This window comes from Rhizobium sp. WCS2018Hpa-16 (assembly GCF_031843705.1).
GTDB lineage: Bacteria > Pseudomonadota > Alphaproteobacteria > Rhizobiales > Rhizobiaceae > Agrobacterium > Agrobacterium tumefaciens_C.
Genome location: NZ_JAVTIX010000005.1, coordinates 93,657 through 108,356, shown reverse-complemented (window position 1 = coordinate 108,356; position 14,700 = coordinate 93,657). Strand labels below are relative to the sequence as shown.

Here is a 14,700-nt window from a genome sequence, read left to right as displayed (position 1 = left end):
TCAGCAAGGCAATATTGAGCGTGACGATTTCTCACTTCTGCATGGGCGAACTCCCACGCCGCATTTTCATCGTATCCGCCCTTGCCCTGGCATTGTCCGGCTGCGTTTCCCGCCCTGGTACCGAGGTTCTCAAGCCTGTCGTCCTGCGCACCACGCCTGCACAAACAGTAGATGTGCTTGCTGTAACGAACCGCGTTTTCGAGCCAAAGGACAACTCGTTTGGCAACCGATGGGGGAACGACGTTCAATATGACCGTTTTGTTTTTTCAGTCCCACCCGACAGAAAGGACATTTCGATTGCATATCCTTCTACAAAGCCCAACCCGAAACAGCAATATATCGTAACGAAGCGGGAGAGGCTGACGCTGGATTCTCTCGTCAAGGATGCGACGCATTCTACCAGATTTGACGGCACGGTTTCCGTCTTCGTGCATGGCTACAATTACTCCTATCAGGAGGCGCTGTATCGCACCGCGCAAATGGCGGCAGATGCCACGGCCATTGGCTCGCCAATCATGTTCTCCTGGCCATCTGCCGCCAGCGTGACGGGCTATGTAGCCGACCGCGACGCTGTCCTTTATTCCCGCTCGCAGCTCAACGCTCTTCTGCAGGCAATTGCGAAGGCACCAAAGGTCAAGCGCATCGTTCTGTTTGGTCACAGCATGGGCGGCTTCCTATCCATGGAGGCAGCAAGACAATTGAGGCTTGAGGGACAGGGTAATGTTCTTTCGAAACTCCAGATCGTTCTGGCAGCGCCCGATATCGATGCAGACGTGTTCAAATCACAACTCGCGGACATTGGCCACATCCCCACACCTGTCACGCTGCTGGTATCAAACAGCGATAGTGCCTTGAAAATTTCCAGCTTTGTGGGCGGCGAAAGGCCACGCGTTGGGATGCTGGATATCAATGACCCTCTCATCCAGCAGACAGCCAAGGAAGAGCGCCTGACCGTCATCGACATTTCGTCCTTGAAGTCATCCGACGGTTTGGGCCACGATCGCTATGCGGCCCTCGCCCAGTTTTCGGGAGACCTTGCAGACGCGGAAAGGCGCATGCAGACAAATGGCACAAACATCGGCGCTTTCGTGTTTGATGCAGCCGGTGCGGTCGTCTCAAGCCCATTCCGATTGGCGGGCGACATAGCACGCCGGTAACGGCACAATGTGGCTGTGTCGGATCATATCCGGCACAGACCCGACGGGACGCCGAAACGAGTGAGACGCCTCAGCTCCGCGTTTGCAGCAGTGCGGCGATATAACCGTAGCAGAAGCCAAAAGCGACCTGTTGCTGGTTGTCGCCAGACAGCGTCGGCGCGTGGTCTGGCATGACCATGTATTTGTAGCCCGTGTCGCGAAGCGCATCGATCACGGCAGGCATATCTATATCGCCTTCTTCTGGAAAACTTTCCCGGAAAGAGTATCGCTTGCCGACAATGTTTCGGAAGTGAATATTCATGATCTTGCCACGCTCGCCAAACCACCGCGTGATCTCAGGCACTTCGGAAACATCCTCGACCATTTCACCTAGTGTGCCGATGCAGAAATTAAGGCCGTGGACGGGGCTTTCATGCATTCCGACGAAACGCTTCATGCCTTCAACGGAACCCAGAACGCGTGTAACGCCCATATAGCCTGGTGGCGTTGCAGGATCGTGAGGGTGGCATGCAAGCCGAACATTTGCCGCTTCCGCCACCGGCACCACTCTTTGCAAAAAATAATCCACCCTCTCCCAGATTGTATCTTCATCGAGTGTGCCGACGCCCTTAGGCGCAGGCTCGCCGGCATTGGCAAGCTCCAAACGAAATGCTTCGGCCATGTACCCACCGCGTCCGGGCTCCATGGGCGTGCGCGGAATGCCGATGTAATTGAAATTGTAGCGGACAGAAGGAATGCCCGCAGCGGCGCAGTTTTCAATGAGCCTGCAGATACCATCGATCTGGCTGTCGCGGTCCGGGCCGGCGAGCATGATGTCCCGACATGGGGAATCGCCATCAACACGGTTCGATGGCATCGGTAGCTGCGTCATATCGAGTGTAAGACCGAAGCTTTCAATTTTCTCGCGGAATGCTTCAAGCGTTTCGCGGTCCCACTTGCGCCAATCACCCGGCGGCGTTGCCGAGACATTGTTGACGCCGAGCTGCTTCATCACTCGATAATCGTCATCGTTGCGGGCCGGTAATTGGGTTCCGAGATACATCTGCGCTCTCCGGTTTCTCATTACAGGGTCGCGTGAAACCCCGACAACCGAATAGTGTCATACGATGTGTTGAACGTAAACATATGATAAATTGCTTTTGGAATTTTGTCAGGCGCAGCCAATGTCTGCATCGCGACAATAGAAAAGGGCCGGGTCATCCAACCCGGCCCCTTTTCTTGCGATCGATAGCGAGCGTTACTTACGAATTTCCGCAAGTTCCGCAACGATGGAATCAACCACACCAGCACCGATCTGGTCCTTGTGCTTCTGATAGACCACCATCGACTTTTCACGAATACGGGCCTGCTCTTCCGGTGACAGCGTATTCACCTTCAGTCCAGCTTCCTTGATCTTTTCGAGGGATTTCTTGTTCAGTTCCTGAATGACCATACGCTCCTTGTCACGTCCGACAACCGCGCACTCACGAAGAGCTGCCTGTTCTTCTGGCGTGTAAGTATCAAAGATTGCCTTGGAGAAGAGCAGGAGGAACGGAGTATAGGCGTGATTGGTCTCGGTGATGTACTTCTGGACTTCGAAGAACTTAGAAGTGTCGATAGTGACGTAAGGATTTTCCTGCGCGTCGATTGCGTTGGTTTCCAGAGCCGAGAAGACCTCGCCGAATGCCATCGGCGTTGGGTTCGCACCCAAATTCTTGAAGGTATCCAGGAAAATGTTGTTCTGCATGACGCGAACCTTCATCCCCGAAAAGTCTTCCCACTTGGTCACGGGTCTGACGGAGTTCGAGAGGTTGCGGAAACCGTTTTCCCAGTAGGCAAGATTAACCAGTCCCGCTGCCGCGAGCTTCTCGTTCATCATGTCGCCGAACTTTCCGTCAAGCACGGTGTAGGCTTCCTGCGGCGTGGCAAACAGGAATGGCAGGTCGAAAACACCAAGCTCGGGAATGATGCCAACGAGCGGCGATGAGGATGTAACAACGCCTTCCTGAACGCCGGAGCGCAGGGCCTGCGTGGCCTGCAAGTCACCACCGAGGGCACCGCCCCAGAATGCGGTAATCTTCAGTTTGCCGCCAGACTTTCCGTCGAGGCAGGCCTGCATGGCCTTGATGCCATCACCGACGGGGTGATCGGCATTGATGCCGTTGGAAATACGGATGTTGCGAGCGTTGTATTCCGCAAAAGCCGGCAATGCCGACACCATGCTGAAGGCAATTGCTGTGGTGGCTAGAAGCAGTTTTCTCATTTTATCCTCCCAGGATCGATTGAAAACGACGTGTAGATTGCGAAGCGCTAGCGCAGCCAACGGGCAGGCACGAGCACGATGTCAGGGAATATGACCAGCAGGAACAGAACAATCGTCTGGGCGAGCAAGAACGGCCAGACGCCGATCGTGACCTTGCCCAGCGGGATCTTCCCGACGCCGCTGACGACATTCAGCACCACGCCTACTGGCGGCGTGATCAACCCGATACAATTGTTCATGATGAACATGACACCGAAATAGACGGGATCGATGCCAGCCTGTTTGACGATGGGCATCAGAACCGGTGTCAGGATGAGAATGGTTGGCGTCAGATCAAGAGCAGTACCGACCACCAGCACGAGCGCCATGATAACGAACATCAACAACATCGGCCGGTCAATCAACGGCTCGATATAGCCCGCGATCTCCGCCGGTATGTTGGCAGCCGTGATAAGCCAAGCCGAAACCAGCGCTGCACAAACCAGAAACATGATGACCGAGGTGGTCTTGGCAGCCCGCAGAATGACACCAGCCAAATCTCGTGGTTTCAATTCGCGGTAGATCACCATGCCAACGAACATCGCATAGGCAGCGGCGATTACGGCAGCTTCAGTCGGGGTAACCACACCAGCCTTGATGCCACCGAGAATGATGACAGGCATACCCAGCGCCCAGGCCGCACGTCCCGTTGCCGTCAAACGCTCCGACATCGGCGCCTTTGGCAAAGGCTCAACCTTGTCTTTGCGCACGACGATCAACCAGGCAACGACGAGCGCGAGCGCCATCAGCAAACCGGGGACAATACCGGCCATGAAAAGCTGCGTGATGGAAACGTTTGCAGAGACGCCGAAGACGATGAACGCCATGGACGGAGGAATGACGGGTGCAATGATGCCACCGGCGGCAATCAAGCCACCGGCGCGCGGCACATTATAACCAGCCTTTGCCATCATTGGCAGCAGGATGGCAGCGAGAGCAGCGGTGTCGGCTGCGGCGGAGCCCGAAATACTCGCCATGATGATCGCGGCCAGAATGGCAACGATACCGAGGCCACCACGAATATGCCCGACGCAAGCGATAGCAAAATCGATGATGCGGCGGGACAAGCCGCCAGAATTCATCAACTCGCCAGCCAGAATGAAAAAAGGAATCGCCAGTAGCGTGAAGGTGTCGGCACCCGCAATCATGTTCTGCGCGATGATTTGCGTATTGAACATACCCATAAACCACATGAGCATGACGCCGCAGAACATCAATGCAAAGGCAACGGGCACGCCAATAACCATGGCGCCCAAAAGCGATGCGATGAAGACAAGAAGGGTCATCAGGTACGCTCCGCCAGCTGCTCAATCGTCAGATTTTCACCGGCGAAGACAGCAATCTCCTCGTCCGTCACGCGCCCTGTCAGCAATCGGAACAACCGCTCGCAGGCGATCAGTACCATTCCGGCGCCAGTGAAGAGACCGACGCCATAGACCCAGATCATCGACATGCCGGTTACGGGAGCAGACATGCTGGCGTTAATCGGGAACTGCTTCCACGTTCCCCAGAAAAATATGCCGGAACAGGCAGTGATGACGACGTTGGCAAGAGACATGCAGATGATGCGTCCCCGGCGAGAAAGGAACATGACGAGTGTCTCGATGCCGAGATGACCATGCTCTCTGAAGGCCACGACTGCACCTATGAAGGTAAGCCAGACGAAGAAATACCGAGACATTTCTTCTGATACGTTGAGGCCGGAGTTGAAGCCGTATCGCATGACGACATTGACGAACACCATGATCGCCATGCCGGACAGCAGCAGGATCAACAGGAGTTCAAGGAAACGAAAGAAGAGATCAATGGCTCTTTGCATGGCTTACACCGTCCCCAGAAGGCCGCGCTCTGCCAGATTGCGAATGAGAGCGCTAACGCCAAAAGTCCATTCGGGGCACGCATCGGTCCGCTCGACCCAGTTCACCAGCCGCCCGAGCTTCGCGGTGTAGATTTCTACCCGGTCTCCGACTTCGTGCGTAAACCCCTGGCCCGCGCCGCGACGATCCTTGACGGGCGCAAACATCGTACCGAGAAAGAGGACGGCGCCATCAGGATATTGGTGGTTGCGGTTGCGCAACTGCGCCGCAAGGCTTTCTGGCGAGCGACTGATGGCTTCCATCGGGCTTTCGCCTGTCATCTCGAACCCATCCTCACCCTGCACCTTCAGCCCAACCCGAACCCGCCGCAGGTCTTCCATCGTGAAGCCATCGTCGAAAAGTCTGATGAAAGGGCCGATAGAGCAGGAAGCATTATTGTCTTTCGCCTTACCCAGCAGCAAAGCCGACCGCCCCTCGACATCCCGCAGGTTAACGTCATTGCCAAGCGTGGCGCCAACGATCGTGCCATCAGACCGCAGCACAAGAACGACCTCGGGCTCGGGATTATTCCATTGCGAGATGGGATGAATGCCGACGAGATCGCCGCAGCCAACAGAAGACATGGGTTGGGACTTGGTAAAGATCTCAGCGTCTGGCCCGATGCCGACCTCCAGATATTGCGACCAGAGGCCCATATCCTGCAACAATGCCTTTACCGCCGCGGCCTGTTCGGAACCGGCAACAAGGCCACGAAGACTATCGCCGAGAACCGGCGCGAGCTTGACGCGAATATCCTGAGCGCGGCGCGGATCGCCCTTCGCCTGCTCTTCGATGACTCGCTCCAGCATGCTGTCAGCAAAGGTCACACCGGCGGCCTTTACGGCTTGCAGGTCGATGGGAGCTAAGAGGTAACCTGCTTCTTTCGACAGGAAACTCTGGAGATCGCCAAGGTCCGGCAGATCACGCGCTTGGCGCAAGCGGGCAACGATGTCAGCCGTCTCAAGCAGGCCCGTCATTGTCGCGGCGATATTGGTCAGATTAAGCACACGCTCGTTCGATATGAGAACCGGGCATGGGCCACCGCGAGCATTGGACCAAACACGGCCGACAAGAAGAGCGCTGGCAGCATCATCCGGCAAAATGGACTCTGCGCGTAGTACACGATCGCTTTTCACAGGTGCTCCTCCCATTTCCAAGCAAGCCGTGCCCTCCAGCACCCGCTTGCCTTCTTGTCAGGATGTCTGACAATACTCCTAAACGTTCTCTAGTATGACTTTTGCATCATGTCCAGCAGGTAAGCAGCAGCGATACGATGCAAATGATTGTTGCCCACAGGGCGGCACTGCTTGTCAGTAAACCTCAAGGGTGAGATCGATGCGCTCCGCTGCACCAATCAGATGATGGCGCATCGCGGCACGCGATTTGACGGGATCACGCGTTGCGACAGCATCCCGGATCGCCACATGCTCGGCAATTGTGATTTCCACAATCTCCTCAAGAACCGCAGTAGCGCGAGCGGCGTTAATGGTCAGACTGATCCGCTCAGCGATGAAGCCGATAAAAAGCGGGAAATATTCATTGTGAGTGGCCGCAGCCAATGCCCTATGAAAGGCAAGATCTGCAACGATTCCCTCTTCTGTCCATTTGGCGGCACCGGTCATGAGGACCAGCGCCTTGTCAAGTTGCGCCAGATCATCAGCGTCGTGGTGGATTGCGGCGAGCCCTGCCGCCTCAATTTCCAGCGGAATACGTAGCTGGAAAAGACTGCGGAAACTTTCGCGATCATGAAGAGCTGCGTGCTCGATGCGAATGGAGCCGCGTGTTTTCGCTTCAGTCACAAAAGCGCCGATGCCCTGCCGCGTTTCGACCAGCCCCTCATTGCGCAACTCAGCAATTGCCTCACGCACAACGGAACGGCTCACACCAAAGGTTTTGGCCAGGATGTGTTCCGTCGGCAGTTTTTCTCCGGGCATGATTCGGCCATCGGCAATTTCCTTGCCAATATGTCCCGCGATGCGTGCCGGGAGATGCTCATTGCGCTTTATCTGACCAAAATCCGCCACCATTCACTCTGCCTACCTTTCATGGTGCCGGATTATTCTATGATCTGTCCGGAAAATTCAATTGGCATCCGGGATTCATCACCATGGATGGATCGATGGCCCGCTTCAACGCCGCCAGCAAGTGGCGATGCGCAGGCTCCAAGCGCTCCTCGAAGTCTGCACGCTTCAGACGGCCAATGCCGTGTTCGGCGCTGATGCTGCCATTGAAGCGATCTACGACAACATTCACGACTGTCTTGGCCTGATAAATCATCGCAGCAGCCTCCTCTTTGGAGGAGCCTTGCGGCGGCAGGACATTCAGATGAACATTGCCATCTCCCACATGACCGTAAGACACGCTCACGCATGTTGGGAGCGCCTCACTCACCGCCTTTTCAGCTTCCTCCACAAATTCAGCGAGACGGGAAAGGGGAACGGAAATGTCCGTGCGCATGTGCTGACCACGCTTGGCTTGCCCCTCGTTCATTCCCTCCCGTATTTTCCACAGGTTTCGGGTCTGCGCCTCCGACGCTGCGATGACGCCGTCAACGACGAGACCGTCTTCCATGACACCAGCCAGAAAGCGCTGCATCAAATCGGAGATATCAATCAGTCCCGAGCCGGAAATTTCCATCAGCACATAGGCCGGATAATCAGCCGCCATTGGGATCGGCAGATCAGGGATCGCCTCCTTGGCCAGCGTGAACGCAAGTGGTGGCATAAATTCGAATGCCGACATCAGGTCACAGCATTCTCGCCGTGCACGACGATAAAGGGTCATCACATCGTTAAGGGAATTCAAACCGAGCAACGCCGTTGCAATCTGGTCGGGTAAGGGCGTCAGCTTGAGGGAGACGGCGGTGATAATGCCAAGAGTGCCCTCAGAGCCGATGAAGAGCTGCTTGAGATCAATGCCACGATTGTCTTTGCGCAGGGTCGAGAGACCATTAAAAACAGTGCCATCCGGCAACACAACTTCCAGCCCCAGAACCAATTCGCGGGTCATGCCATAGCGAAGCACGTTGATGCCGCCGGCATTGGTGGCAACATTACCGCCAATGCGACAAGAGCCTTGCGCGCCCAGCGCCAGTGGAAAAAACATCCCCTTTTCGGCAATTCGATCTTTTAACTCCGAAAGCACACAACCCGCCTCGACCACGGCGGAAAAATCATCCGCATCAATCCTGCGCACAGCATTCATGCGCTCCAGGCTCAGGATGGCCTGTGCTTCTGGCTGATCGGGAATCCCGCCGAGCACGAGACCCGTGTTGCCGCCCTGCGGGACAATGGAAATTCCCAATTCACGGCATAGCTTGACCGCCGCACAGACATCATGTGTGGAGCGCGGGCGCAGAACGGCAATCGCGCCGCTTGTCACATCCCCATGCCAATCCCGGCAAAACCGCAGCATTTCCTCGGGGTCAACGAGCACGATATCGTTGCCAAGCGCCGCAGACAAAGAGGCTTGGCGATGCCCGACCGAATTCCCGACATCTGCACTCATGGTCCTGCCTTTCAATTAAATCTACGCCGACCATCACGTTAATTGACGCATGGGGGCTATTTTCGACGGGATATGGCCAAATCCCTGTTTTCAAGCCAGCAATATATGGTTATCAGACAACCTTACAATAGAAATGTTCGGCTGCATTGTGAATGCCGTTGGGCGTTGAGCATATGTGTGGAGGAGGAAACGAAATGCATGTTCTGATCATAGGCGCGGCTGGCATGGTAGGCCGCAAGCTCGCGGCCAAATTGGCAAGCGAAGGACATCTGGGCGGAGATCAGGTCTCCAAAATGACATTGGTCGATGTCATCGCGCCAGAAGGTCCCGCTGGTTTTAATGGCGTTGTCGACGCGCGAGAAACGGATTTGTCCACGGTGGGCGAGGCCGAAAAGCTCGTAGCAACGCGCCCCGATGTGATTTTTCATCTGGCGGCCATTGTATCTGGCGAAGCAGAGCTTGATTTCGACAAGGGCTATCGCATCAATCTGGATGGTACCCGCTATCTCTTTGACGCCATTCGCCTTGCCCATGGCGTCGATGGCTACAAGCCCCGCGTCGTCTTTACCTCTTCCATCGCAGTGTTCGGCGCACCCTTGCCCTACCCGATTTCAGACGATTACCACACGACGCCGCTGACGAGTTACGGCACCCAGAAGGCAATCTGCGAACTCCTACTGTCTGATTACAGCCGCCGAGGCTTTTTTGATGGTATCGCCATTCGGCTACCAACAATCTGCATTCGCCCCGGCACCCCGAACAAGGCTGCATCCGGCTTCTTTTCCAACATATTGCGGGAGCCTCTGATCGGTCGCGAAGCCGTACTCCCGGTTTCGGACGACGTGCGCCACTGGCATACATCGCCCCGTTCCGCCGTGGGCTTTCTTCTGCATGGCGCAACGATTGACCTCGATAAGGTCGGCCCGCGCCGCGCGCTCTCCATGCCGGGGCTGAGCGCCACCGTGGGTGAACAGATCGAAGCATTGCGAAGGGTTGCGGGAGAGAATGCTGTTGGCCTGATCCGCCGGGAACCGGATGAAATGATCATGAAAATGGTTGCTGGTTGGGCACCGGGATTTGAGGCGACACGCGCCAAGTCGCTAGGTTTTACGGCAGAGACCTCGTTCGACGAAATCATCCGTGCGCATATCGAAGATGAGCTTGGCGGGACGTTGTAACGCCTCGACCTTGGCAGCACCCTCGCTGCCGGGGCAAAAAATCATCTAACATCAACATCTGTATCAATTCACCATAGCTTTTGCGTCGTCGCTATGGCAGTTGATTGATGGGCAATTGCATTATAAAAGTCCGCAGCGAAGGCAATCGCTTCAGGAACTCGAAAGGAACTGTCATGCCAACTGGCACTGTAAAATTTTTTAACGACGACAAGGGCTTTGGTTTTATCACGCCAGAGGATGGCGGCACGGACGTATTCGTTCACGTGTCTTCCTTGCAGCGCGGTGGATCGCTGAGAGAAGGCGACAAGGTCAGCTTTGAAGTCGGCCAGGACCGCAAGACGGGCAAGTCTAAGGCTGAGAACGTTAGCGTACTTTAATCGTAACGTTTGCTGCCAGCCTGAACGTGTTTCAGAACAGGTTGTTCCTTTGGATTGAGTAGCTGCCGGAATTGAAAAGCGGCGGTCTGCACCAAGCAGACCGCCGCTTTTTTATGGGTGGCACACCGTCAGGTCAGTCTGGCGGTTCGCCGTGCTGGCATGGCGCCCCCCATTTGTCCTTGCGAACAAACGGAGGAAGCAAAGCTTGGCAATTATGCACTTCGCCTGTATTGAACAGCCTGACGCTCCATTTGGCCAGCCGATGAGCTCATCCTGCCTGTTGTCCCCAACTTGAACTGGGAGAGTAGCTCGCTCAGCGAACCACTTTCCTGCGCCAACGCGGCACCGGCAGCATTCATCTCTTCCACCATCGCAGCGTTTTGTTGCGTGGCCTGGTCCATGTGGTTGACGGCTGTATTCACTTCGGCAAGACCCAGCGACTGCTCTTGAGCGGCCGTGGCAATAGCATCCATGTGGGCCGTCACGGTTTGGACGAGGTCCTTGATGGCCGAGAGCCCCTCACCCGTTTCACTAACAAGCTTCACGCCTTCCGAAACGGCTACAGCTGAATTTGAGACAAGCGTCTTGATTTCCTTGGCCGCTTTCGCAGACCGCTGCGCCAATTCACGAACTTCCTGAGCAACAACAGCAAAACCCTTGCCTGCCTCACCTGCTCGGGCAGCTTCAACGCCCGCATTCAGAGCCAACAGGTTCGTCTGGAAGGCAATCTCATCAATGACACCGATGATCTGACCGATCTGCTGCGACGACGTTTCAATACGTTCCATGGCCGCAACGGCGTTACGCACAACCAAGCCTGATTCATCTGCACGAGACCGAGCGTTGCGCACAACATCGCGAGCTTCTGATGTGCGGCTTGTTGTGGCGACCACGTTAGAGGTGATCTCTTCCAGAGCCGCCGCGGTCTGTTCCAGCGACGCAGCCTGCTGTTCTGTGCGCTTGGCCAAATCGTCGGATGCGTCCGAAATCTCTTTCGAGCCGCCGGCTACCGTCGTGGCAGAATTATTGACGCTGAGCAGCGCGTCACGAAGCTGGCGAACTGACGCGTTGAAGTCTTCGCGCAGTGTTTCGAACTGAGGCGCCAACGCTTCACGGACCTCACACTGCATATCACCGTCGGCAAGACGACGAAGGCTGGCAGCAAGCGATGCCGTTGCCTGATTGAGGCGTGCTTCGGCATCGGCTTCTGCCTGCCGCTGAAGGTTCAAACGTTCACCTTCAGACCGGCGACGACTATCTTCAGCTTCGGCTTCAAGCGCCTGATTGCGAATTGCGGCATCCCTGAAAATTTCAACAGAGCGTGCAATGTCCCCAATTTCGTCTTTGCGGTCAGCAAAGGGAATGTGATCCTGTGTGTTGCCAGCGGCAAGATCAGACATGCGAGAACTGACGCGGCGGATCGCGCTTGAGAGCCACCGTGCGGTCGCTACGGACAGACTGATCGCAACGATGATGAATGCTGCGAGGATAGACAGGGACACAAGAAGAGATTCATAGGCCTTGTCGAGCTTCGACGTGACCGTTGTCCTAACGTTTTTGGAGGTTGCGAGCAGCACGTCCTTGACCAGATCGCGACGCTCAACCATCGCCTTTGTCCAGTTTTCCAGGTCAGCCGGCACTGGAGTGAAGGTGGTGTTCTTCGACATCCCGTCTATGGCCTTTTGGATCATAAGTCCTGGAGGGGACTGCATGAAGGCATCGAGACGAGCAACAACATCAGGGGCGACAAATTCCTGGACGCCTTGATTAAAGATGCGAATTTGAGTGGTAGCTGCGTGGACCCGCGCATACTCATCAAGCGAAAGGGTTCCATTTTTCGCATACTGTATACCGAGGCGGTTCAACACAAGGTAACCTTCGTTGTATTGCGAAAACGCATTATAGCCGGTCACACCATGCAGAAGGTCGCGGTCTTCCATAAGGTTACCGGCCCGGCTTGCCAGACGAATCGAGGCTGAAGACAGCGGCTGCATATATGCCAGACTTGCCAGTGGTTCGGCAGTTCCCGTGTCTACTTTCGTTCGAAATTCGGCAAGCTTGGCGTATCGTTCATCAACGTTACGCTTGATCTGAAGAAGCAGAGGATCCGCATAGCCTACCTCGACCACTTTATCATAGCTCTGAACAACTGCGTTGTAGGCGTCATCCGTATTCTTACGCGCCTGGGAGCGCTGCTCAGCAGACGCTGCACTTTCTACGGGTAGATTAATCATCAGCCGACCGCCATTGGCAGCGAGACTTTCAAGCACCGAAGCATCCAAGAGCTTCTGGTACGCCCGATATGTATCCAATGTGACGATGGCCCCCAGCACCACAACGGCTGCTAGCGGCAAACTCGCCAAAAACGTGAGAAGTAATCTGAAAGAAAAGTAAGAAAATATCCGCGCCATTAAAATTCCCCCGAATAAACGCACGACCTTACCGGGCTCATCCAGCATAGAAGTAGTTATGAAATAGCATTATATTCTTATTCATTGATTTAAATGCTGCGTCGGGGCACTCACGCATCTAAATTTACTTCAAAAAAATGACAGACTGGGTTAGCTCCGTCAGGCCCATTAAAATTGCAGGGGAAAGGAGTTGGGGTCGATGATCAATTACGAGGAACGTGAGTCGCTCATCCGTCTATGCTATTTTTATAATAAAGAACTACCTAAGGTAGCGTTGGCATGAACCCGCCGACAGCTTTCTTAGGGCAGTTCCGCCCTATGTAGGAGTGCGCATACCCTGCCGGAAGCGAGAGGTTGGCGCGAGCAAGCGCCAACCAGAATGCTAAAGTTACTGAAAATATGAGATTTGGTGAATTTCCTACATCTCGACTTTTGCGTTCTCACCCATGTCGGGACGGGTGTTGCTGACGGCGGCTGCAGCCATTTTAATATAGCTGATGACAGTGCCTGGGCTGTCCCAATATTCTGCGAAGGATGGCGTTACTTTCAAAATCCGAATGGATGGATCTTCTGCGCTATCCCACCAGGCCTTTGCGGGCGTGGCCCACAATTCCTTAATTTTCTCACGGTCATTCTGCACCTCTGCGACGCCGGTGATAGAAACATATTTCTGACCTTTGGAATCGGCAAATGCGAGGCAGACATTGGGAGCGCGGGAAATTTCCTCATCCTTGTGGCTTGCAACATCTGTGAGGAAATAGAAAGCGTTCTCAAGCTGTTCGGAATAGGCCGACATGGGGCGGGCACGCAAATCCGTGCCGGTCTGGGTTGTCAGCATGCAAAACCCGATTTTGTCAGCGAGTTCCCAAACTTTACCGATATCTGTGTCTGAACTGGTCATATCTGTCTCCTGTGTGTGTGCAGCAAACGATATGGGCGGGGCAACGTTCCCCGCATTGATGACTTATTCAGTGGACGGCACGTCCATCCTTGCCGTCAGCATCTAAAGTGCGCCCAAGGCATTTCTGTTGAGCAACTTGGCGGCCCAATCCACGAAGACACGCACCTTGTTGGTCACATGCCGTGTCTGCGGGTAGACAATGTAGATGGGCACTGGCTCATGGTTCCACTCAGGCAGAATGCGAACAAGGTTTCCCTTTGCCAGCTCGTCGCGGATGGTAAAGGGTGCAAGCTGACCGATGCCCAGACCGGCCAGCACCGCATTCTGATAGGTGCGGCTGTCATTAGCGGCAATGATGTAACGCGGATTGACCTCGACCGAGCGTGTGCCGTTATCGAATGCGAAATTCATGATGTGTCCGGTGGTCGCGTTCAGATATCCAACGCTGTAGTGATCACCTTCAAGTTCTTCCGGCTGCAGCGGCACACCGAATTTTTCGATGTAGCGCGGAGCGGCGCATGTCACGAAATCCAGATCAGACACCTTACGGGCGATGAGCGACTGGTCGCGCGGCGTTCCCACCCGCAAGGCACAGTCCACGTTTTCGGCGATGTAATCCACAAGCCTGTCCCCAACGCCGAGGTCGAGCCGGATGAGAGGATAACGCTCGTGGAAGTCACACAGGTTGGGTATGATGACATTATCGGCGAATGCACCTGCCATCTCCACGCGCAACCGGCCCGAGGGCTGAACATTAGCGCTCGAAAGGCTGGCGTCCAGCTCGTCCACTTCGGATATGATCTGGATCGCCCGTTCGTAATATAGCGCACCATCGGTCGTCACCATAACCCTGCGCGTGGTTCGGTTAAGGAGGGTGGTTTGCAGATGCGCCTCCAGACCCTGCACCATGTTCGTGACAGTGGTCTTTGGCATATTCAACGCGGCGGCGGCGCGTGTGAAATTGCCCGTTTCCACCACGCGTGCAAAGACACGCATTGCCGAAAGCTGATCCATGACGCCCTCCCAATCTTT

At 55.2% G+C, this 14,700-nt stretch carries 13 protein-coding genes; 3 read left to right on the top strand and 10 right to left on the bottom strand.

Features of this window, described 5'->3' with window-relative positions; translation table 11 throughout:
* Positions 1 to 20: 20 nt before the first annotated feature.
* On the top strand, positions 21 to 1,157 hold the full coding sequence (locus tag RQI55_RS16165) for an alpha/beta hydrolase (protein ID WP_243258293.1): 1,137 nt from the start codon (positions 21 to 23) through the stop codon (positions 1,155 to 1,157).
* A gap of 70 nt (positions 1,158 to 1,227) precedes the next feature.
* Here the strand turns inward: RQI55_RS16165 and RQI55_RS16160 are convergent, their stop codons facing one another.
* The 7 genes from RQI55_RS16160 to RQI55_RS16130 all read right to left on the bottom strand — a co-directional run bounded on the left by RQI55_RS16160 (position 1,228) and on the right by RQI55_RS16130 (position 8,801).
* Positions 1,228 to 2,199, bottom strand: a complete 972-nt coding sequence (locus RQI55_RS16160) for a mannonate dehydratase (protein WP_243258294.1) — start codon at positions 2,197 to 2,199, stop codon at positions 1,228 to 1,230.
* Between the two features lie 195 nt (positions 2,200 to 2,394).
* Entirely contained in the window at positions 2,395 to 3,399 is a 1,005-nt protein-coding gene (locus RQI55_RS16155) for a TRAP transporter substrate-binding protein (protein ID WP_042617103.1), read from the bottom strand.
* A 47-nt stretch (positions 3,400 to 3,446) separates the two neighbouring features.
* A complete protein-coding gene (locus RQI55_RS16150) occupies positions 3,447 to 4,724 on the bottom strand; it encodes a TRAP transporter large permease (protein WP_042617104.1) in 1,278 nt (425 codons plus the stop codon).
* Positions 4,724 to 5,257: a TRAP transporter small permease gene (locus RQI55_RS16145; RefSeq protein WP_311273182.1), complete on the bottom strand. Its 534-nt coding sequence runs from the start codon at positions 5,255 to 5,257 to the stop codon at positions 4,724 to 4,726. Before RQI55_RS16145 ends, RQI55_RS16150 begins: the two co-directional genes overlap by 1 nt.
* A gap of 3 nt (positions 5,258 to 5,260) precedes the next feature.
* Positions 5,261 to 6,445, bottom strand: a complete 1,185-nt coding sequence (locus RQI55_RS16140; protein ID WP_311276918.1) for a fumarylacetoacetate hydrolase family protein — start codon at positions 6,443 to 6,445, stop codon at positions 5,261 to 5,263.
* Positions 6,446 to 6,604: 159 nt separating this feature from the next.
* Positions 6,605 to 7,321, bottom strand: coding sequence for a FadR/GntR family transcriptional regulator (locus RQI55_RS16135; protein WP_192065758.1), 717 nt, complete (start codon positions 7,319 to 7,321; stop codon positions 6,605 to 6,607).
* A gap of 34 nt (positions 7,322 to 7,355) precedes the next feature.
* Positions 7,356 to 8,801, bottom strand: coding sequence for an FAD-binding oxidoreductase (locus RQI55_RS16130; RefSeq protein WP_311273183.1), 1,446 nt, complete (start codon positions 8,799 to 8,801; stop codon positions 7,356 to 7,358).
* Positions 8,802 to 8,995: 194 nt separating this feature from the next.
* On the opposite strand from RQI55_RS16130, the gene denD reads away from it, so the two are divergent.
* Together denD and RQI55_RS16120 are read left to right on the top strand one after the other, a co-directional pair.
* Complete coding sequence (gene denD / locus RQI55_RS16125) at positions 8,996 to 9,979, top strand: D-erythronate dehydrogenase (RefSeq protein WP_311273184.1); 984 nt, start codon at positions 8,996 to 8,998, stop codon at positions 9,977 to 9,979.
* A gap of 173 nt (positions 9,980 to 10,152) precedes the next feature.
* A complete protein-coding gene (locus RQI55_RS16120; protein WP_042617110.1) occupies positions 10,153 to 10,356 on the top strand; it encodes a cold-shock protein in 204 nt (67 codons plus the stop codon).
* Positions 10,357 to 10,568: 212 nt separating this feature from the next.
* Here RQI55_RS16120 and RQI55_RS16115 read toward each other — a convergent pair whose 3' ends face one another.
* From RQI55_RS16115 to RQI55_RS16105, 3 genes are all read right to left on the bottom strand, one after another.
* Positions 10,569 to 12,815, bottom strand: coding sequence for a methyl-accepting chemotaxis protein (locus tag RQI55_RS16115; protein WP_279290566.1), 2,247 nt, complete (start codon positions 12,813 to 12,815; stop codon positions 10,569 to 10,571).
* 370 nt (positions 12,816 to 13,185) lie between these two features.
* Complete coding sequence (locus RQI55_RS16110; protein WP_311273185.1) at positions 13,186 to 13,668, bottom strand: pyridoxamine 5'-phosphate oxidase family protein; 483 nt, start codon at positions 13,666 to 13,668, stop codon at positions 13,186 to 13,188.
* A 102-nt stretch (positions 13,669 to 13,770) separates the two neighbouring features.
* The gene (locus RQI55_RS16105) at positions 13,771 to 14,682 is read right to left on the bottom strand and encodes a LysR family transcriptional regulator (protein ID WP_042617113.1); all 912 of its coding nucleotides are present in this window, start codon (positions 14,680 to 14,682) and stop codon (positions 13,771 to 13,773) included.
* Positions 14,683 to 14,700 lie beyond the last annotated feature (18 nt).

Excerpts from the sequence above, each read along its gene's own strand:
- RQI55_RS16160 (WP_243258294.1), bottom strand. The coding sequence starts at position 2,199 with ATGTATCTCGGAACCCAATTACCGGCCCGCAACGATGACGATTATCGA.
- RQI55_RS16155 (WP_042617103.1), bottom strand. The coding sequence starts at position 3,399 with ATGAGAAAACTGCTTCTAGCCACCACAGCAATTGCCTTCAGCATGGTG.
- RQI55_RS16150 (WP_042617104.1), bottom strand. The coding sequence starts at position 4,724 with ATGACCCTTCTTGTCTTCATCGCATCGCTTTTGGGCGCCATGGTTATT.
- RQI55_RS16145 (WP_311273182.1), bottom strand. The coding sequence starts at position 5,257 with ATGCAAAGAGCCATTGATCTCTTCTTTCGTTTCCTTGAACTCCTGTTG.
- RQI55_RS16140 (WP_311276918.1), bottom strand. The coding sequence starts at position 6,445 with ATGGGAGGAGCACCTGTGAAAAGCGATCGTGTACTACGCGCAGAGTCC.
- RQI55_RS16135 (WP_192065758.1), bottom strand. The coding sequence starts at position 7,321 with ATGGTGGCGGATTTTGGTCAGATAAAGCGCAATGAGCATCTCCCGGCA.
- RQI55_RS16130 (WP_311273183.1), bottom strand. The coding sequence starts at position 8,801 with ATGAGTGCAGATGTCGGGAATTCGGTCGGGCATCGCCAAGCCTCTTTG.
- denD (WP_311273184.1), top strand. The coding sequence starts at position 8,996 with ATGCATGTTCTGATCATAGGCGCGGCTGGCATGGTAGGCCGCAAGCTC.
- RQI55_RS16120 (WP_042617110.1), top strand. The coding sequence starts at position 10,153 with ATGCCAACTGGCACTGTAAAATTTTTTAACGACGACAAGGGCTTTGGT.
- RQI55_RS16115 (WP_279290566.1), bottom strand. The coding sequence starts at position 12,815 with ATGCTGGATGAGCCCGGTAAGGTCGTGCGTTTATTCGGGGGAATTTTA.
- RQI55_RS16110 (WP_311273185.1), bottom strand. The coding sequence starts at position 13,668 with ATGACCAGTTCAGACACAGATATCGGTAAAGTTTGGGAACTCGCTGAC.
- RQI55_RS16105 (WP_042617113.1), bottom strand. The coding sequence starts at position 14,682 with ATGGATCAGCTTTCGGCAATGCGTGTCTTTGCACGCGTGGTGGAAACG.